Annotated in this window: 16 protein-coding genes and 1 pseudogene; 10 read left to right on the top strand and 7 right to left on the bottom strand. The window is 65.3% G+C overall.

What is annotated here, in order from left to right; genetic code table 11:
- Positions 1 to 90: 90 nt before the first annotated feature.
- Both AT701_RS01055 and AT701_RS01050 read right to left on the bottom strand, forming a co-directional pair.
- The gene (locus AT701_RS01055) at positions 91 to 2,616 is read right to left on the bottom strand and encodes an AAA family ATPase (RefSeq protein ID WP_058124960.1); all 2,526 of its coding nucleotides are present in this window, start codon (positions 2,614 to 2,616) and stop codon (positions 91 to 93) included.
- A gap of 384 nt (positions 2,617 to 3,000) precedes the next feature.
- Positions 3,001 to 3,780 carry a fructosamine kinase family protein gene (locus AT701_RS01050; protein ID WP_058124959.1) on the bottom strand — a complete coding sequence of 260 codons (780 nt, stop codon included), beginning with the start codon at positions 3,778 to 3,780 and terminating at the stop codon, positions 3,001 to 3,003.
- 60 nt (positions 3,781 to 3,840) lie between these two features.
- On the opposite strand from AT701_RS01050, the gene AT701_RS01045 reads away from it, so the two are divergent.
- Entirely contained in the window at positions 3,841 to 4,974 is a 1,134-nt protein-coding gene (locus AT701_RS01045; RefSeq protein ID WP_011726736.1) for an acyl-CoA dehydrogenase family protein, read from the top strand.
- A 9-nt stretch (positions 4,975 to 4,983) separates the two neighbouring features.
- Complete coding sequence (locus AT701_RS01040; protein WP_011726735.1) at positions 4,984 to 5,628, top strand: NUDIX hydrolase; 645 nt, start codon at positions 4,984 to 4,986, stop codon at positions 5,626 to 5,628.
- Positions 5,629 to 5,637: 9 nt separating this feature from the next.
- Here AT701_RS01040 and AT701_RS01035 read toward each other — a convergent pair whose 3' ends face one another.
- Both AT701_RS01035 and AT701_RS01030 read right to left on the bottom strand, forming a co-directional pair.
- Positions 5,638 to 6,522, bottom strand: coding sequence for a TIGR03619 family F420-dependent LLM class oxidoreductase (locus AT701_RS01035; RefSeq protein ID WP_223495243.1), 885 nt, complete (start codon positions 6,520 to 6,522; stop codon positions 5,638 to 5,640).
- A 16-nt stretch (positions 6,523 to 6,538) separates the two neighbouring features.
- A complete protein-coding gene (locus AT701_RS01030; protein WP_058124957.1) occupies positions 6,539 to 8,179 on the bottom strand; it encodes a flavin-containing monooxygenase in 1,641 nt (546 codons plus the stop codon).
- Positions 8,180 to 8,413: 234 nt separating this feature from the next.
- Between AT701_RS01030 and AT701_RS01025 the strand changes: the two genes are divergently transcribed.
- Positions 8,414 to 9,052, top strand: a complete 639-nt coding sequence (locus AT701_RS01025) for a cutinase family protein (protein ID WP_174519559.1) — start codon at positions 8,414 to 8,416, stop codon at positions 9,050 to 9,052.
- On the opposite strand, the gene murQ is transcribed toward AT701_RS01025, so the two are convergent.
- On the bottom strand, positions 9,053 to 9,949 hold the full coding sequence (gene murQ, locus AT701_RS01020) for an N-acetylmuramic acid 6-phosphate etherase (RefSeq protein WP_058124956.1): 897 nt from the start codon (positions 9,947 to 9,949) through the stop codon (positions 9,053 to 9,055).
- A 13-nt stretch (positions 9,950 to 9,962) separates the two neighbouring features.
- Positions 9,963 to 10,865, bottom strand: a complete 903-nt coding sequence (locus AT701_RS01015) for a MurR/RpiR family transcriptional regulator (RefSeq protein ID WP_058124955.1) — start codon at positions 10,863 to 10,865, stop codon at positions 9,963 to 9,965.
- 181 nt (positions 10,866 to 11,046) lie between these two features.
- Between AT701_RS01015 and AT701_RS01010 the strand changes: the two genes are divergently transcribed.
- From AT701_RS01010 to AT701_RS00995, 4 genes are read left to right on the top strand one after another with little or no spacing between them, the layout of a single operon-like run.
- Positions 11,047 to 12,027 (top strand): N-acetylglucosamine kinase, encoded by a 981-nt coding sequence (locus AT701_RS01010; protein WP_058124954.1) that lies wholly within the window; start codon positions 11,047 to 11,049, stop codon positions 12,025 to 12,027.
- Positions 12,028 to 12,035: 8 nt separating this feature from the next.
- Positions 12,036 to 13,595, top strand: a complete 1,560-nt coding sequence (locus tag AT701_RS01005; protein ID WP_058124953.1) for a sodium:solute symporter — start codon at positions 12,036 to 12,038, stop codon at positions 13,593 to 13,595.
- A gap of 11 nt (positions 13,596 to 13,606) precedes the next feature.
- Entirely contained in the window at positions 13,607 to 14,779 is a 1,173-nt protein-coding gene (locus AT701_RS01000; RefSeq protein ID WP_058124952.1) for an anhydro-N-acetylmuramic acid kinase, read from the top strand.
- Positions 14,772 to 15,230, top strand: coding sequence for a GNAT family N-acetyltransferase (locus tag AT701_RS00995; RefSeq protein ID WP_058124951.1), 459 nt, complete (start codon positions 14,772 to 14,774; stop codon positions 15,228 to 15,230). The genes AT701_RS01000 and AT701_RS00995 overlap by 8 nt, the downstream gene beginning before the upstream one ends.
- On the opposite strand, the gene AT701_RS00990 is transcribed toward AT701_RS00995, so the two are convergent.
- Positions 15,220 to 15,684, bottom strand: coding sequence for a MarR family winged helix-turn-helix transcriptional regulator (locus AT701_RS00990; protein WP_014876691.1), 465 nt, complete (start codon positions 15,682 to 15,684; stop codon positions 15,220 to 15,222). The genes AT701_RS00995 and AT701_RS00990 overlap by 11 nt on opposite strands.
- Positions 15,685 to 15,863: 179 nt before the next feature.
- Between AT701_RS00990 and AT701_RS00985 the strand changes: the two genes are divergently transcribed.
- The 3 genes and pseudogenes from AT701_RS00985 to AT701_RS00975 all read left to right on the top strand — a co-directional run.
- Positions 15,864 to 16,358 carry an MmpS family transport accessory protein gene (locus tag AT701_RS00985; RefSeq protein WP_011726724.1) on the top strand — a complete coding sequence of 165 codons (495 nt, stop codon included), beginning with the start codon at positions 15,864 to 15,866 and terminating at the stop codon, positions 16,356 to 16,358.
- Complete coding sequence (locus AT701_RS00980; RefSeq protein WP_058127484.1) at positions 16,355 to 19,198, top strand: MMPL/RND family transporter; 2,844 nt, start codon at positions 16,355 to 16,357, stop codon at positions 19,196 to 19,198. Before AT701_RS00985 ends, AT701_RS00980 begins: the two co-directional genes overlap by 4 nt.
- A pseudogene (locus tag AT701_RS00975) lies at positions 19,195 to 19,641 on the top strand (hypothetical protein); the annotation flags it as partial. The gene AT701_RS00980 and the pseudogene AT701_RS00975, both read left to right, overlap by 4 nt.
- Positions 19,642 to 19,644: the final 3 nt, after the last annotated feature.

Genomic DNA, 19,644 nt, shown 5'->3' with positions numbered 1-19,644 from the left:
GCCCCGCAAACGCCGAAACGGCATTCCAGCAGGGCGTGTCCTCGGACTTTTCCTGCTGGAATGCCGTTTCGGCGGGGGGGTTATGAGCGCCTAAGCGGCGTCTTTGTCCTTCTTGTCGTTGTCGTTGTTCTGGCTGCCGGCCTGGGTCTTCTTGGTCGGTTTGGCGGTGGCCTTCTTCACGGCTTGCTTGGTGTCTTTCACCGCTTTCTCGACACCATCGGCGACGGCCTTGATCTGCTTGCGACCGTTGTCGGCAATCTTGTTCACCCGGTCCTGGGCATCCTTGACGGCCTTCTGCGTACGCTCGCGCGCCTTCTCCGCCGACGCCTTCGCCCGCTCGTTGGCCTTCTTCACCTTGGCCTCGATCTCCGCGCGCGCCTCGTCGATGTCGGCAACGACCTTCTTGACCTCGCCACCGACCTTCTTCGTGGACTCGGGTACCGCCGTCTTCTCTTGCGGTGACGGGAGATTCAGGACCGTGGTATCCGGGTCGGTGGCCTTCGTCTCGGTGATGGCCTGCGGTTCGAACTTGGTGTTCGGCTCCGATTGTCGCGCAGCGGCATTGGTGGTGCCCGCAGTCGGCAGCAGGCCGTTGAGGTCGGGCAGGTTCAGCACCGATCCGCCCGACGGCAGCGCGTTCCCCAGTCCGAGCAGACCGAGAAGTGTGGTGAGGGGGCTGGGCACCGGGCTCTGGTTGACCAGGCCGTCGCCGACCGCCTTCTGCACACCGCGCACGAGCTGGGTCACCACATCGCCGGGCACCTTGGCCCACTCGACGTCGGGGAACGATCCGAAAGCGGTCGGGATGTCGGAATCATCGAAATCGCGGACGTATTCGACACCGGCGGCAGTCTCGTCCCGGCTGACGTCGGTGTAGCCGAGATTCACCAGCGTGGTGAGCGCCGGCGACAGGGCCGTGCCGATCGGATTGTTGAGGTTCAAGCCGGTGAACAGATTGATCACGTCGACGGCCAGGTACGTCGGCTCAAGCAACGGCAGGCTCTTGGCATCGAGGGTGTAGTAGATGTTGAGCTCGGGCCCCTTGGTCGGGTCGTCACCGGGATCGGCCAGGTAATCGGTGAGGTCGCCGAGAAGCTGGCCGACGACCTTCCCGGTCAGATCGGTGACGACACCCGGGATGCTCTGGTTGCGCAGCATGTACGTCGGGAACAGCGCTGCGGCAACGTTGTTCGTCATCGTGAACGGGTTGGGCCACGCGGCGAAGTCCGACAGCGGCAGATACTCGGCCGTCGCGTCGACCTTGATGGGGATCAGGTTCGCGCCGCCCACGGTCAGACCCAGAAGCTGGATGTTGTTGAGGAGCGAATCTCCGCTTGTGCTGCTCTGCACCTGGGTGTCGGGCGTGACGGTGTCGATTCCCATGAGCCGGAACAACGGGTAGGCGCGTGCGAACAAGCCGCCATTGGCACGACCGGGGTTGTCGATCAGCACCATCGGCAGGATCGTGAAGCTGCCGAGGAGCGGATTGGTGCCCTGGTAGTTGGCGCCGCCGGGCTGGTTCGGCAGGTCATCGACCACCTGCTGGTACGCCGCGCCCGCCGCGAACGCGCCCAGCTGGAATCCGACGACGATCGGAATCCGGAGCGCGACCACATCGGGCAGCAGGTTGAGAATCTCGTTGGGGTCCAGGGTTCCCAGGCCGAGTGCGTCGAGGTCGACCCCGACACTGCCGAGTAGACCGCCGAGAAGACCACCAACCGGGCCGAGGTCGATACCGAGCAGATCTCCGAGCTCGCCGAGGTCGACACCCAGCAGGTTGAGATCGAGGATGTCGAGGTCGATCGGATCGAGTTCGATCCCGAGGTTCTCCAGCAGGCCCGCCAACCCGACCTTCAGGTACTCGGTGTTGTTGATGTCCTCGGCCACGGGGTTGGGGAACGGCGGCACCCATCCAAGGTCTACGCCGAAGAGCTTGAGGAAGGTGAAGGGTGATCCGGTCGTCACGAGGTTCAAGCCCGGGATCGGATCACCGGAGAGGTTGAGGGGATTGGAGAGATCGAGGCCGAGCGCCGCCAGCAGCGCACCGACGTTGTCGATCGCTCCGAGGTCAGAGAGCTCCAAAGCCAACGTGGACACCACGAGGCCGGCCACGACCCCGATCAGTGCATCTCCGAGAGCACCACCGATCGGCAATTCACCGAGAATTTCACTCACCAGCGGCGTCAGCACCTGCGCCAACAGCGGCTGCAGCACACCCGTGAGATCGATCGGAAGCTGATCGAGCGTGCCGCCGAGCACACTGCCGATCGCTTCGTTGAGCAGGCCGGTGGCGATGCTCTGCGGATCGATGCCGGCCGCCTGGGCGAGTGCTGCGAGGCTGATGCTCTCCATCAGCGACGTCATGACCTGCGCACCGATCGCCTGAGCCAGGTCGTATCCCGCGGCGCCCAACCCACCGGTGATGTCGGGGATCTGATCTGGTGGCGGGAAGGGCCGGACATCTGCCTGTAGCGCCGCTTCGCGGGCCACGACGGCGGCATTTGCCTCACCGATGGGAGCGATGCCCGCGGTCAACGCCGTGGCCGTGACGGTAGCAGCGCTGAGCGTCGCTATCTTCTTTGCGCGCTGCCCGCGTTTACGATTTTTTCCGGCCACTGGGCGTTCCTTTCAGTCAGCCGTCTCAGGTTGTTCTCAGGAACTTAGCACCCCTGTGATTCGGATCACTAGTTGATTACGAACATTTTGAGCGAATCCTCAAAATTTCCCTTCGAAAGACCGATTACCGTCGTTACCAGCGCTCATAAGTTGAACTACGCTGTGCGCATATAGCACAGCGAATCAGGCAATCGTTGCCAAAACGCAGGCACATTCGTACCCACCGCAAGCATCACCACCGGTAGCGGCGCATCAGGTCCACTACCGACGCGACGAGATCCGTAATTGAATTCAATTAGCTGTGACCTGGCTTTTCGGCACATACGACATATGCGTGATTCATGAGGATCGATGCCGCACACAACACAGCTGCGGTATCCGCAGTCACCCGTAGGTCGTCAGCACGCTCGCGGCGGCGCGATGTGTCTGGGTGGCGTACCCGCCCCCGAAGAGCACCACATGCGCCAGCAGCGGGTACAGCTGGTGCAGGCCGACGCGGTCCTGCCACCCGGGACGCAATGGCTGCACCGATCGATAACCCTCGAGTACCTCGCCAAGGAACGGACACCCGAACAGCGCCAGCATCGCGAGATCCGTCTCGCGGTGCCCGCCGTGTGCGGCAGGGTCGATCAGCACCACTCCGGCGGGGGTCCACATCACGTTGCCGCTCCACAGATCCCCGTGCAGCCGGCACGGCACGTCGCCATCGTCGAAAGTGCCTGCGGCGCACAGCTCGATGACGCGGTCGATCGCTTCACGGGCAGACGAGGACAACCGCGGAGCGGCGAGTTCGGCCATGGGACGCAATCGTTCGACGGCGTAGAACTCGCCCCATGAGTTGTGCGGGTTCAACGACATGGGCAACGGCTCCGACATCGGCCCAAAGAATCCGGGCCCGTCGTGGCCGTCAGGACCCGCACCGAAACCGCGGGCGCCCGTATTGTGGGTGACCGCGAGCCGCCTGCCGAAGTCGCGGGCCGCCTCGGCCGTCGGTGGCGCGGATTCAAGGCGCTCCAGACTCAAAGACGTTGCATCGCAATCCAGGACACGCACGCAGTCGACGCCACCGTCCACGCGTAACCAGGTGAGCCCTGCGGCTTCTGCTGCGAAGAACCCTCGTGGGGCGGCGGGATTGCGCTTGACGAACTCGTCGGCCTGCGACATGTCCCCGAGGCTACTGCCGGTGCTGCGAATCGTTTTGTCGCGCCCATCGTTCCCACCGGTATGACAACGCAGGTTCAGACGCATGATGTTCTCGATCTCCCAGGCGCCTTGCGTGCCTCGATCGAAGCGAGCGTCGAAGAAGCCGATGGTCTCGGCGACATTCCCAGCAGGTTGCACGACGAGTTGCGCGACGCAGGCGCGTTCCGGCTGCTGACCCCGCGCGAGCTCGGCGGCTGGGCGGCCCCACTGCCGACGGCGCTGTCGGTGTACGAAAAGTTCGGCCGCATCGACGGATCCGTCGGATTGCTGGTGTGGAACACCAACTTCGGGTTCATCGGCGCCATGCTTCCCGAAACGGGCAACAAGCGCATCTGGGGCACCGGCGTCGAGCCGGTGTTCGCCAACTCCGGGATGCCCGGCACCGCCACGCCGACCAACGGTGGGTTCCAGCTGAGTGGCCATTGGAAGATCGTCACCGGGATCAGGAGTGCGACCTGGATCGTGGTCGTGGGAATCGTCACGGGCGATACCAACGGGGCGCCGGATGTGCGTCTGTTCGCCGTCCCCACCGACCAGATCGACATCCAAGACACCTGGAATGTCACCGGGCTGCGGGCGACAGGGAGCCGGGATGTGGTGATCGACGACGTCTTCGTCCCCGAGGATCTCGCCACCCGGCTCGATGCGCCGGTCAACACCGACAGCCCGGTCTACCGCGGCTTCATCGGCAACCTGGTGTTCGGCGGCTGTGCCGCAGTCACTCTCGGCATCGCCGCGCACATGATCGAGGAGACCGTCACCCTGGTGCGATCGAAGGCGTCGGTGGTGGGCGGCGTGGTCGCCGATGCCACGCGGACGCAGTATCTGGTCGCCAAGGCGCAGGCCAGTGTCGACGCCGCGCGCCTGCTCCTCCTGTCGACGGCCTCGGAGCTGGCAGATGCCGGCGATCAGCTGACGCTCGACCAACGCGCGGCCCACCGTGCCGCGATCACGCACGCCGCAGAGGTGAGCCGCATTGCACTGGTGGATATGTACAACCTCGCGGGCTCATCGGCGCTGTACCGCACCAACACGATCGAGCGGATCTTCCGCGACGGCATGGCGGCGACACAGCACGCCAACCAGTCGGCGTTGTTCATGGAGGGCGCCGGCCGTGTCCGGCTCGGCATGGATCATGGATTGCCGTTGTTCTGAGGGGCTTTTGTGCCTTCCGACCACGACGCCTCTGACCTGATCCGACGGCAGGCACTCACCCTGCTTGCCGTCGCCCAGAACGGGCTGACGTTCGCCCACGACCCATTCGACCGTCAGCGTTACACCCAGGTTCGTCGGGCTGCCGAAGAGTTGATGACCCTGATCGCCGACGGTGATATCGAGCAGTTGCGCGCAGCCTTCAGCGTCGACACCGGGTACATGACACCCAAGGTGTCGGTGCGCGGCGCGATCTTCAACTCCGAAGAAGAGCTTCTCCTGGTCCAGGAGCGCGCCGACCGGCTGTGGACGCTTCCCGGCGGGTGGTGTGACGTCTTGGAAACCCCGGCGCAGGCTGTCGCGAAGGAGGTCCGTGAGGAGGCCGGCCTCATCGTCGATGTCGACAAGCTGGTTGCCGTGCTCTACCACGACAGGCACCGTCCGTCGCGGCAGCCGGCGCCGCTGTTCCATGTCCACAAACTGTTCTTCTTGTGCCACGAACGGGGCCGGGTACCAGCGGATCTCACCGGGACCAGCGCGATCGACTGGTTCGCCCTGGACCGGTTACCTCCGTTGGCGCCGTCGGTCGACGAGGCCCAGCTGCGCATGATGCACACCCACTGGCGGCACCCGGAGCTGCCGACGGTCTTCGACTGAACTACCGGGTCACCATGTTTTGCGGTGCATCAGCCGCTCTGCCGCATCGAGCCGCTCGTCGATGGTCTTGTAGGTGAACACCAGATCGACCATGACCTCGTCGGCGCCCTCATCCACCTGACGTGCCAGGCGATCGGCGATGTGGGACAACGACTCTCCTGGCTCACCATTGACGCGGACGATCTTTCGCAGCGCGTCAGGGTCCCGGTCGGCCTCTTCGGCTGCGCGCCGCGCGGTCGACCAGAGGGACTTCATCACATCGTCAGGAAGCTGATCGAATCCGATCCAGCCCGCCGCACGACGCCCAACCCGGGCGAGTGCGGCGTTACTCGACCCACCCAGATACACCGGCGGGCCACCTGCCTGTGCCGGGCGCAGGTCGACACGTGAGGGTGGGAGCGAGATGAACGGGCTCGCGTACTCGACCGGATTCTCGGTCCACCAGACACGTAGAAAGTCGAGGGTGTCATCGAGCCGGCGTCCCCGCGACGACCAGTCGAGACCCGATACGTCGTATTCGTCGCGCACCCAACTGAGGCCGAAGCCGGCGTCGATGCGGCCGTCACTGAGCACGTCCAACGTGGTGAGCGTCTGCGCGAGCCGAATCGGTTGGTGTAGAGGGGCGTTCAGTGTGCCGAAGTTGAAGCGTATCCGATCGGTCACGGCTGCGGCCGCCGCGACGAGAGAGAACGGATCACCGAAAGCACCTATCATGTCCAGGTAGCTCGCCCAGGTGTCGTCGTCACCGACAGGCACATCGCTGTGGATCTTCAGCGGCATCACCAGACGCTCGGCGGCCCACAGGGTGTCGTAACCCAGCTCCTCGAGCCGTGTAGCGAAGCGGGCCAGATCTTTGGCGCTCCCGAGCGCCGGGCCGTACTGCGGCAATGCCATGCCGAACTTCATCGGATCAGTTGGCCTTTCCGTGAAAACTTCCGTCGAGAACCAGGCCCGTGTAGCCCTCGGCCGCTACGCCGTCACAGATGTCGATGTACGTGTCGAAACCGCCGGCCCACAGCATGAAGTTGCGGGGCTTCCCTTCGATGTTGGCGCCGGTGTACCAGGAATCGGCCTGTGGGAAGAGGGTCTGGCCGGCCACGGCCGTCAACTGCTCCCACCATTGGGTCTCGGCGTCGGACGTGGTGTCGACGCTTGAGATAACGCGGCGCTCCATGTCCTCGATGAGCGCCGATATCCAGTCGACCTGGTACTCGGAATGCGCGACCATCTGTGTCAGGACGCTGGGACTTCCCGGACCGTTCACCACGAACAGATTCGGGAATCCCGAGATGACCATGCCGAGGTAGTTCACCGGCCCGGCCTTCCACTTGTCCGCCAAAACCACACCGCCGCGCCCGTTGACGTTCATCCGGGTGAGCGAGCCGGTGAGGCCGTGGAAACCGGTTGCCAGGATGAGGACATCGACCGGGTGATGCCGTGCCTCGGTCTGCACGCCCTCCCGGGTGATCGCGACGATCGGTGAATCCCGGACATCGACCAGCGTCACGTTCTCGCGGTTGAAGGTCTCGTAGTAACCGTTGTCGACGCAGAGGCGTTTGGTCCCGACGGGATAGGTCTTGGGGCAGAGCATCTCGGCAGTCTCGGGGTCGGCGACCACCTCACGGATCTTGCCTCGCAACCATTCCGCGAGAACCTCGTTCGCGCCGGCGTCGGTCAGGACGTCGTCGAACAGGAACATCAACGCCAACCCGCTCCGCTGCTGCCACGCCGCGTCGAGAATCTCTGCTCTCTGCTCGGGGGTGTGGGCGAGCACAGATCCGTGTTGGCGCACCGGTAGAACCATGGCGTAGGGATTGCGTCGCGCCACCGCGCGGCGCTCTGCGTAGTTGTCTTTCCAGTCCCTTTCGTGATCTGGTTGCAGCGGTCGATTGTTCGCGGGAACCGAGTACACAGGTGTCCGCTGGAACACATAGAGATGGTCAGCGGTCTTCGCGACCTCCGGGATGACCTGCACACCCGACGCCCCGGTGCCGATGACTCCCACGCGTTTGCCGGCGTATTCGACGCCGCCTTCGGGCCACCGTGCGGTGTGCACCGACGTTCCCTCGAATGTGTCCAGCCCCGGAAAAGGTGGAACGTTCGCCACGTTCGTCGGTCCGCACGCCGCGACCACGTATTTCGCCGTCACCTGATGACCGGCTTCGGTGCTGACCCGCCACTTCTCGACATCTTCGTCGAAGGCGATGTGATCCACCCGCGCCCCGAACTGGATCATCGGTCGCAGGCCGAACCGGTCGGCGACATGATTGAGGTATCTCTCCAGATCCTCTTGCGGGGAGAACAGTTCCGGCCACACCCAGTCCTGTTGGAGATCGTCGTCGAAAGAGTACGAGTACTGCATGCTTTCGAAGTCGACACGGGCACCGGGGTAGCGGTTCCAGTACCACGCTCCGCCCACACCTTCGCCGGCCTCGAAGCAGGTCACCTGCAAACCGGATCTCTTGAGACGGTGCAGCGCATAGAGGCCGGCGAACCCCGCGCCGATCACCACCACGTCGACCGCCTGTCGACGGTCCGACGATGTTGTCATGTCTCTCCTCACAGCTCGGCGTCGGTACCACCCGGTGAAACGACGGCGACCGCCGTCGCATTCGGGACGCGCCGCCGGAAAGCGTGGTGAACGCAATACTGCGCCTGGACGTTGAACCGGGGAGTATTACGTCTGGTCCGTGTGTTTGGGTAAGGCGGAAGGGGGACGTTCGACGTGAAATGGATTAGAGCTCTGGGGGTTTGCTGCGCTTCGGTGGCGGCGCCCCTGTCAGCGATGACTGCGCCGCAGGCGTTCGCGGCACCCGAGTCGTGCGCTGATGTCGAGGTGATCTTCGCCCGGGGAACGGGTGAGGCTCCCGGTGTGGGTCCCACCGGGCAGGCGTTCATCGACGCGCTGCGCCCACGGTTGGGTGACCGATCGGTCGACGTGTACCCGGTCAACTATCCCGCGACCGATCAGTGGGCAACCGGCGTGGACGGTGTCAGAGACGCGAGTACGCGCATCATCTCCATGGCCGAGACATGTCCGCAAACCGAGATGGTCCTCGGTGGCTACTCACAGGGCGCAGCGGTCGCGGGCTTCGTCACCTCGGCCGCCGTTCCCGACGGCGTCGACCCCGCCACGGTGCCCAAACCGCTGCAACCCGACATCGCCGATCACGTCGCCGCGGTCGTGCTGTTCGGGCTGCCGAACGAACGCGCCATGAACTTCCTCGGTGAACCCCGCGTGGTGATCGGCCCCCTCTACGAGACGAAGACCCGCACGTACTGCGCGACCGAGGACCCGGTGTGCTCCGACGGATTGAACTTCGCGGTGCACAATCCCAGCAGCTACGACGGTGATCTGACCGATCAGGGCGCGGCGTTCGCCGCCGATCGCATCAACACCGGGCCTGTCACGGCGACCAACTGATCAGCCTGCGCCGATGGCCGTGCGGATGTCCCCGCCTGCGCGCTCGATACGCCGTGCGGCCTCGTCGGCGGAGCAGCCCGCCGCGAGCATGACGATCGCCGTCTTGGCATGTCCGTCGGCGGCGGCGAGAGCCTGCTCGGCGGTCTCGGGCTCCGCTCCGGTGGACTCCACCACGATCCGCCGCACCCGATCGACCAGCTTGCCGTTGGTGGCGCGGACGTCGACCATCAGATTGCCGTAGACCTTGCCGAGACGCACCATCGATGCGGTCGAGAGCATGTTGCACACCATCTTCTCCGCCGTGCCCGCCTTGAGCCGCGTCGAACCCGTGAGCACCTCGGGGCCGGTGAGCACCTCGATCGCCACGTCGGCATATCGGCTGATCAAAGCGTCCCTGTTGCACGCAATCGATACGGTGGCGGCACCCGCACCCCGTGCGTGTTGCAAGCCGCCGACGACGTAGGGCGTGCGTCCGCTGGCGGCCAGGCCGACCACCGTGTCGTCGGCCGACACACCGATGCCGTCGAGATCGTCGGCCGCGCGTTCCGGTTGGTCCTCGGCCCCTTCGACTGCCGTGACGAACGCTCCGGGCCCTCCTGACAGAAGCCCGACCACCTGATCGGGTGTGGTGCCGAACGTCGGCGGACACTCGACGGCGTCGAGCAGCCCGATGCGGCCACTCGTGCCTGCGCCGAGGTAGATGAGCCGCCCTCCGCGGCGCAGGGATTCGGTGATCAACCCGACCGCGGCACCGATCTGCTCGAGTGCGGCCCGGACCGCGGATGCGACGGTTCGGTCCTCGTCGTTCATGACCGCCAGCAGTTCGGGGACGGTCAGTCGGTCCAGTTCCGTGGTCCGTGTGTTGCGGCCCTCGGTCTCCAATGCGCTCAGATCCATGAAACCCCTTGGTTCATCCGTTGTTCGACGTGCGACGTGGTGAGCGACGGTGACGCTGTACGGCAGCGTGTGTCTTCTCGAGCGCCGTCGTGGTCTCACCGAACGAACGCTGCGCAACACCCACGAAAAGACAGTCGATGACGGCCAACTGCGCGATACGGCTGACAGTGGCCCCTGACCGGAACGGGGTTTCACGGGCACACGTGGTCAGCACGATGTCTGCGGCTTCCGCGAGAGCGGAGCGCGGTGAATTGGTCAGGGCGATGGTCGTCGCACCGCATCCGGCTGCCGCGTCCAGGAATTCGACGACGTCGTCGGTCTCGCCCGAATGGGATACCGCGAAGGCGACGTCGCCGGGTCCCAGGAGTGCCGCCGCGGTGACTGCGGAATGACGGTCGCTCCAGACGAACGCGATGCGGCCGATGCGGTGCAGTTTCTGGTGGAGATCCTGTGCCACGAACGCGCTGGCGCCGACACCGGAGATGTCGATGCGCCGCGCACCGGAGACGACATCGATTGCGCGGTGCAGCATCTCGATGTCGAGGGCCGCGCCGGTGTCTTCCAGGACCCGGATCTCGTTGTAGATGATCTTCTTGACGATCTCGTCCACCGTGTCGGTGACACTGATGTCGGTACCGGGCGCGGGGCTCTCGTCTCCGCGTGCGAGCTCGCGCGCGGCGGCCGCCGCCAAGGCGAGGCGTAGTTGGGAGTAGCTCGTGAGCCCGACCGTGCGGCAGAAGCGCATCACCGTGGCGACCGATGTCTCGGCGTGCTCGGCGAGCACGCTGATGGAGAACCCGGAGGCGCGGGCCGGGTCGGCGAGAACCACGTCGGCGACGCGTCGCTCCGACGGCGCCAGTGTCGGTCGCACGGCGCGGATGTCGGCGAGGGTCGCGGTGGCGTCCTGACGTGCCATGACCGTCCTCTTCTCGTTCGGCGGATGAAGGTCACGATAACGGCCTGCGCGGAAGTAGGTCAAAAAGTTACATCTGTGTCTGTCAGAAGTTATTTATTGACATACCCCGGACCTCTGCCGATACTCGCAGGGCGAGCGCGTTTCACCGCTCGGCCGTGTCGGGAAGGGGGAAGACCGAGGCATGTCTGCGACGATCGTGGTCGACCTGGGCAAGACAGGCTGCCGTGCAGCCGTGTGGCCACAGGACGCGGATTCGCCGTCGCAATCTCACGAGGCGCATGGCGCACCCGGTCTCGCCGCCCAGCGAGGGGTGACGGCGGCCCGGGACGCGGTGTGTGCCGCGGTCTCTCCCCTTCTGAACGATCGTGCCGGGCTGCGACTTTCAACGGTGTTCGTCGGCGCAGCAGGTGCCGCCACGGCACCGGAGGCCGCGCGGGCGCTGGCCGCCGAACTCCTGGCCGGACTGCCCGCCGACGAGGTCGCCGTCACCAGCGACGCGGTCACCGCTCACGCCGGGGCCCTCGGCGCACGTCCCGGGGTGGTGTTGAGCGTGGGAACCGGATCCGTGGCCGTCGGCGTCGGCGCGGACGGCACCTTCTCACGCGTGGGCGGTTGGGGCCCGTGGCTCGGCGACGAGGGCGGCGGAGCCTGGATCGGAACCGCCGGACTGCGCGCTGCGCTGCATGCCCATGACGGACGTGGCCCCGCCACGCAGCTGCTCGCGATGGCCACCGCTCGATTCGGAGACCTTCAGCAACTGCCCGCAACCGTTGAGGCACAGGGTAATCCAGCGAGAACGTCGGCCTCGTTCGCGCCCGACGTGGCACGCGCGGCCGAGTCGGGCGACCCGGTGGCGGCCGGGATCCTGGCCGACGCCGCGACAGCCCTGGCATCCGCGGTACTCACCACGACGCTCCGGATCGATCCCCGGAACAGACTTCCTGTCGCGATCACCGGCGGGCTCGTCCACCTCGGCGAACCGCTCCTGCGGCCGCTCAGAACGGCATTGAGCGCCGCGTCACCGCAGACGAATTTGCATCTTCCGCTGGGTGATTCGTTGCACGGTGCACACCTTCTGTCACGCGACCTCACCACGCCCCACGAGGCTCACATCGCCCGTGTCCGGCACACCAGCACCCAATCCCACCCGGCCGTTCGCTAGGAGCCATCGTGCGCGTACTCGACCTCGTCGTGATCGTCGTCTATCTGGTGGCGATCGCCTGGTTCGGACTGCGGGCGTCCGGACGTCAGAAGACCTCGAAGGACTACTTCGTCGGTGAGGGCAAGCTGCCGTGGTGGACGGTGTCGTTCTCGGTGGTCGCCACCGAGACCAGCGTGCTCACCGTCATAAGCGTTCCCGGTGGCGCCTACAGCGGCCAGGGATTCGGCAACGTGGAACTCGCTCTCGGCTATGTCGTGGGCCGCGTCGTGGTCGCCGTGGTGCTGATCCCCCTGTACAAACGCGGCGGTTTCGTCAGCGCCTACCAGTACCTGGGCACCCGATTCGGCCTCAAACTCCAGGGCCTGGCGTCGGTCACGTTCGTGTTCACCCGACTGCTCGCCGAAGGCGTCCGCCTGTTCGCGTCGGCCATCCCGATCAAGCTGCTGCTCGACGAATTCGGGGTGCATGCCGATTACCGCACGATCATCGTCGTCGTCACGGCCATCACGGTCGTCTACACCTACCTGGGCGGTATCAAGGCGGTCGTCTGGACCGATGCCGTCCAGATGACGTTGTACCTGGGCGGTGCCATCCTCGCCATCATCGTGCTCTGGGGCCATGTCGGCAGCACCGGTGTCGCAGATGCCCTGCACGCAGGCAAGTTCGACGTGTTCGACACGAACTTCTCCCTCGCTCACATCGCCACCAGCACGTTCGCACTCCCGACGGCGATCATCGGCGGTGCGATCTTCGCGATGGCCAGCCACGGCTCCGACCAGTTGATCGTGCAGCGCATCCTGGCCACGCGGACGTTGCGCGACAGCCAGAAGGCCATGATCGCCTCGGGCGTGTTCATCACGTTCCAGTTCGCGGCGTTCTCCCTCGTCGGCGCGCTGCTGTGGTCGTACAACGGGGGCAGGACATTCCAGGAACTCGGGCTCGCGAGCTCGGACAATCTGTATCCGAACTTCATCCTGCACGGGCTACCGGTGGTGGTGTCCGGTCTGCTGGTCGCCAGCATCCTGGGCGCCGCCATGGGCTCGCTGTCCGCGGCCCTGAACTCGATGTCGAGTTCATCGGTGTCGGACTTCATCAACAGCTTTCTCTCGCGTTCCCCGTCGGAGCAGTCACTGCTGCGCCTGGGGCGGCTGATGACCCTGGTGTGGGCGGTGTTGATGGCCGTGTTCGCGTGCGGCTTCAGCGCCAACACCGGCAACGTGTATCTGACCGGCCTTGCGATCGCGGGCTACACCTACGGTGCGCTGCTCGGAGCGTTCCTCTTGGGCCGACTTGTGCGGCGCGCCAATCAATTCGACGCCGTGGTGTCCTTCGTCGTCACGGTCGTCGTGATGACCTACATCGTCCGATACGTGAAGATCGACGTGACCGCGAGCGGCGAGACCGTGCCGTCGGCGATCGCCGCGCAGTGGCTCGTGCCGATCGGTGTCCTCATCACCCTGCTGGTCGGTGGGGTGATGAGCCGGTTCCACCGTCCCCCTGAGGTCGCCGCGCTCCCCGACCACGACGACGAATCCGCCACGGTCCCCACCGTGGCCGGCCGGAACTGACGGACAGCGCATTGCGGGTGATCGGCCTGATGTCGGGCACGTCTCACGACGCGATCGATGCTGCCGCCGCCGACATCACTGTCGACGACGACGCTCTGGTGCTGCGGGCGCTGGGCCAGCTGTCCATCCCCTATCCGACCGAACTGCGTGAGTTGCTGGCAGCGACCTTGCCGCCCGCGTCGACAACGGCACACGCCGTCACCATGCTCGACACCATGATCGGCCGGGCCTTCGCCTCGGCGGCTCGACGTGCCCTGTCCGAGCTGTGTGATGGCAGCGCGGATCTCGTCGTGTCACACGGACAGACGGTGTACCACTGGGTGGAGGACGGCGAAGTGCGCGGCACCCTGCAGCTCGGGCAGTCCGCGTGGATCGCCGAGGCGACCGGCCTGCCGGTCGTCTCCGACCTGCGCAGCAGGGATATCGCGGCAGGCGGTCAGGGCGCACCGCTGGTTGCCATGGTGGACACCCTTGCGCTGCGTGGCCGGCCGGGTACGCCTGCCGCGCTGAACCTCGGCGGCATCGCGAATCTCACCGTTGTGGCCACCGACTCGGATCCGGTGGCGTTCGACACCGGACCGGCCAACGCGCTGATGGATGCCGCGGTGGCACATCTGACCGGCGGCGCGGCCGCCTACGACCAAGACGGCCGCCGTGCGGGCGCGGGCCACGTCGACGAGGCACTGCTACGGGTGCTACTGGACGACGACTACTACCGCCGCCCCGCTCCGAAGAGCACCGGCAAGGAACACTTCCATCTGCCCTACCTGTTGCGCGCTCTCGATGGGCTGCCACCGGTGAACGCGGATGACGTGCTGGCCACACTCGCCCGGCTCACCGCCGTCACGGTCGCCGATGCGTGTCGCGCACACGGTGTCACCGAGCTGTTCGCCTCAGGCGGCGGCACACGAAATCCTGTGTTGATGAACATGATCGGTGAAGAACTGCCGTCTGTACCCCTGCGGTCCTCCGATCAACTCGGCCTGCCGTCGGATGCCAAGGAAGCCCTGGCATTCGCGGTACTGGGATTCCTCACTTTCCATGGCCTGCCCGGCACGTTGCCTTCCGGGACAGGCGCCCGCCGTGCCGCGGTGTTGGGCAGCATCACCCCTGGCGTCGCGCCGCTTCGGCTGCCTTCGCCGGTGACCACGGCTCCCCGTGTTCTACGGTTGTCGGGTGAGTGACACCGTCATCCGCCGTGCTGAGCCCTCCGACGTACCCGGCATCGAACGGCTCGTGCGGGATGCGTTCGCGCTGTACGTCCCCAGAATCGGTCGGGAGCCCGCACCGATGTCGGCCGATTACGCCGCAGCGCTGGAGAATTCGCGAGTGTGGGTGCTGGAGGCCGACGGCAGGCTGGTCGGGGCGCTCGTCAACGAGGTGCACGACGACCACCTGCTGCTCGACACCGTCGCCGTCGCGCCCGGCACACAGGGCCGTGGGTACGGTGCGCGGTTGCTTGCCCGGGCCGAGCAGGATGCCCGTGAACTCGGGCTGCCGGAGGTGCGGCTTTACACCAACGAGAAGATGACCGAGAACCAGACGTTCTACCCCCGGCATGGCTACGTCGATACGGCCCGCGGTGAACAGGACGGATACTCCCGGGTCTTCTACGCCAAGCGGATCACTCGCTGAGCCCGGCGTCGGCGATCTCGCGCATCTGCGTGAGCACCCGTGCCCCGATCTGCGCGGCGAGCGCGAGCGCCACCTGATCGTCGGCGGGCACGGCGGCCAGCAGTCCGGTGAGGCGCTGCCTGCGGATCTCGGCGCGCGTGTCCCACTGTTTGCGGCCCGCTTCGCTGATCGCCACGAGCCGCGCGCGTCCGTCTTCGGGATCGCTGCAGCGTTCCACCAGTCCCTGCTGTTCCAGCCGTTGCACCAGTTGCGTCATGCCCGACTGGCTCGCGCCCTCCGCCTCGGCCAGCGCGGTCAGCCGCATCGGTCCCTGACGTTCGAGTCGATTGAGCAGAAGTGTTGCGCTGGAGCTCAGCGCGGTGCGGTCGACCAGATGTCGCCACAGAAGATCCGTGCCGGTGATGATCATCTCCGAGATGGCTTCCACACTGCGGGTGTCGACCACTGTGCTCACAGGTCATTTATATCATTCACAGGAAGTAAATTGGGGACACATTCATTGCACTTCTGAAAGTTGACAGGTGTTCAGGCGCGAATTCTTGGCCTGGGATGGAATAAAAATTGGATGCCATGGAGTTTGGCCCCTAGCAAGCAAGATCTCCAGCAGCATCGAATCACATAGGTGATATACATATGACCCTCGTGGCCGTGAAACCGCCCGCGCGGAAGACGGGTGAGCGCACGACGGCGCGCCGAACTGTCGTGCCCGGCGCCCTGCAGAAAGGCTGGCTGCCCGCCGTCACCGTCATCGCCCTCGGAATCGGTTCCCTGGCGGTCTGGAAGGTGCACGAGATGTCGGCCCCCGGACCGGTGCCCACGGTGCTCGCCGCGCAGGCACCGGAACAGTTCACACCGAAACGCATGACGTACGAACTGTTCGGATCACCCGGAAACGGCGGGATGCTGACCTACGTCGACATCGAAGGCAACCCGCACCGCGTCGACGTCAGCGAACTCCCCTGGTCCCACACCGAGACCACGACGTTGACCGTCGTGTCCGGGAGCATCTCCGCGCAGGTCCAGGGCGGCGAGGTCGGTTGCCGCATCCTCGTGAACGACGTTGTGCGCGACGAACGTTCATCGACGCACGCCAACGCGGACGTCACGTGCCGGGTCAAGTCCGCATGAGCGCACACCGGGCGGGCCGGCCGTTCTTCGCGCGTACCGTGCGTGTGCTGGCCGTGCCGATCATCGTGTTCTGGGGCCTGCTCGCGGTCACCACCAACACCTTCATCCCACAGGTCGAGCACGTCGCCGACGAACTCGCCGGCCCGATGATCCCGAACTACGCGCCGTCCCAGGTCGCGCTGCTGCACATCGGCGAGAAGTTTCAGGAATCCGACTCCACCAACCTGACCATGCTGGTCTTCGAGGCCGACCGCCCCCTCGACGACGGCGACCACAGGTACTACGACGATCTGGTCCGCCGATTGCAGGCCGACACCGAGCACGTGCAGTACGTGATGGATCTGTGGGGCAAGCCCATCACCGCGGCAGGCGCCCAGAGTGTCGATGGCAAAGCCTCATTCGTGCTCTTGCGTCTTGCGGGAAACATCGGTCAGCTCGAGGCCAACGAGTCCGTCGACGCGGTCCGCGACATCATCGCCGACGACGCACCGCCCCAGGGCCTCAAGGTCTACGTGAGCGGTGCCGCACCGTTGACCTCGGACACCCTCTCGACCGCGAACTCCAGCCTCAACAACATCACGATCTTCACGATCATCCTCATCGTCGTGATGCTGCTGCTGGTCTACCGGTCGGCGGCGTGCCTGCTCGTACCCCTGCCCGCCGTGCTCATCGAGATGCTCGTCGCCAAAGGCGTCATCGCGACCCTCGGGCACTTCGGTCTCATCCCGCTGTCGTCATTCGCGGTGAACGTGGTGGTGGCGCTGACCCTCGGCGCCGGAACGGATTACGGTATCTTCCTGCTGGGCCGCTACCACGAGGCCCGCCAGTCCGGTGAGTCCCGTGAGGACGCCTACTTCACCGCCTACCGCAGCGTGGCCCCGATCATCATCGGATCCGGCCTGACGATCGCGGGCGCCTGTTTCTGTCTGAGCCTCGCGCGTCTCGACTACTTCCACACCATGGGCCCGGCCGTGGCCATCAGCATGCTGTTCACGATCGCGGCGGCGTTGACGCTCGCACCCGCACTGCTGACGCTGGGCAGCCTGCTGGCACTGTTCGATCCGAAACGACCGACCCGGGGCCACCTGTATCGGCGTATCGGCACGAGCGTCGTGCGCTGGCCCAAACCGATTTTCGTCGCCAGCGCCGCGGTCGTCATGGTCGGCGCGGTGTTCGTCCCGTCCTACCGTGTCAACTACGACGATCGGGCATACCAACCGGTGGATGCGCCGGCCAATCTCGGTTTCCAGGCCGCCGACCGGCATTTCAACCAGAGCAAGCTGTTCTCCGAGATGCTGATGATCGAGACCGATCACGATATGCGCAATTCGGCGGACTTCATCTCCCTGGACCGTGTGGCCAAAGCCCTCATCCGGCTTCCCGGTGTGGCCATGGTGCAGAGCATCACCAGGCCACTGGGCCGGCCCTTGGAGCACGCGACCATTCCCTACCTGTTCACCACGCAGGGCAGCACCAACGGCCAGCAACTGCCGTTCAGCGAGCAGGCGAACGAGAACACCGACAGACAGGCCGAGATCCAGGCACGTTCGGTCGAGGTCTTGCAGCACGTGATCACGATCACCCAGCAGATGTCGGCCGAATTGCACTCGACCGTCTTGACATTCGAGAACCTCAAGGAGGTGACCGACGAGGTGAACGAGGGCATCTCGAATCTCGACGACTTCCTGCGCCCACTCAAGAACTACTTCTACTGGGAACCACACTGTTTCGACATCCCGGTGTGCTTCGCGATGCGTTCGCTGTTCGACTCGCTCGACGGCATCGACAGCCTCGATGAACAGATCGGCAACGCCGTCGTCTCGTTCGAGGCCATCGATCGCCTGCTGCCGCAGATGATCACGCAACTGGAGCGGATGATCGCCGACAGCCGGGCGCTGCTGGGAGTCATCACCAACAACTACGGCCCGGCGCATCTGCAATCCACCCAGACCGACCAGACGTACTACGACCAGATCAACGTCGGCAACGATTTCGACGCGGCGCGCAGCGACGACTTCTTCTACATCCCCCACGAGGCGTTCGACAACGACGACGTCAAGACCGGCATGAAGCTGCTGATGTCACCCGACGGCAAGGCCGCCCGGTTCATCATCACCCACGAGGGCAACGCCATGGCCCCGGAGGGCATCGAACACGTCGAGCAGTTCCCCGACGCCATCAAGATGGCGCTCAAGGAGACCTCGCTGGCCGGCGCCAGGATCTACATCGGCGGCGCGGCGTCGAACAACCTGGACATCAAGACCTATGCCGCATCGGATCTGCTCATCGTGGCGATCGCGGCGTTCGTGCTGATCTTCCTCATCATGCTGTATCTGACCCGAAGCCTGGTGGCCGCCATGGTCATTCCCGGCACCGTCGCGTTCTCGTTCGCCGGCGCGTTCGGGTTGTCGGTCATGATGTGGCAGCACCTCATCGGGTTGCCGCTGCACTGGCTGATTCTGCCGCTGAGCTTCATCATCCTGGTCGCCGTCGGCTCCGACTACAACCTGCTGTTGATATCCCGGGTGAAGGAGGAGACCGGGGCGGGACTCAACACGGGCCTCATCCGCGCGCTGGGCAGCACGGGCGCCGTGGTGACCTCGGCCGGCCTGGTGTTCGCGTTCACCATGCTGTCGATGCTGGTCAGTGATCTGCGCACGATCGGCCAACTGGGCACCACGGTGTGTATCGGCCTGCTGCTGGACACCATGATCGTTCGCTCGCTGGTGGTGCCGTGCCTGCTGCGGCTGCTCGGCCCGTGGTTCTGGTGGCCCACCTTCATCCGGCAACGACCGTTGAGACAGGCGGTGCGGCAACGTGAAAGGGCAGATGTGGTATGACCACTTCCACTCTGTACGGCATCTTCGCGATCATCTCGTTCACCTTGATCTGGGTGGCCGCGTTCGGAGCGTTCATGTTCACCAGGCGCGTCGGGCGGCGGGCGCACGTCACCGCGACGCTCGGGATCGGTGCCGCGACCGCAGCGGTGCGCAAGGTGGGCAAACGTGCACCGATGACCGCCGACGAGCTCAGCCTCGCCCGCCAGGTTCTCCACGATCGCGGCAGCCTGCTGGCACTTGCCGTTCCGGCCACCCTGTTCTTTCTCGGGTGTTTCTATGTGTTCGGCAGCCTCGAGCAGTTGCACGGGCGCACCCCGTCCGAGCGCACGTTCCTCGGCATTTTCCCGATGATCACGTCGACCAACCTCAGCTTGCAGATCCTGCGCAGCGTACGGCTCAAGAGGCGGGCCGAAGGCCTCGAACCCCTGCCGGAACCTCCGGTGGAT

This window comes from Mycolicibacterium smegmatis (genome assembly GCF_001457595.1).
In the GTDB taxonomy this organism is placed as follows: domain Bacteria; phylum Actinomycetota; class Actinomycetes; order Mycobacteriales; family Mycobacteriaceae; genus Mycobacterium; species Mycobacterium smegmatis.
The sequence above is the reverse complement of the archived record's forward strand: the minus strand, read 5'-3'. Positions and strand labels throughout refer to the sequence as shown.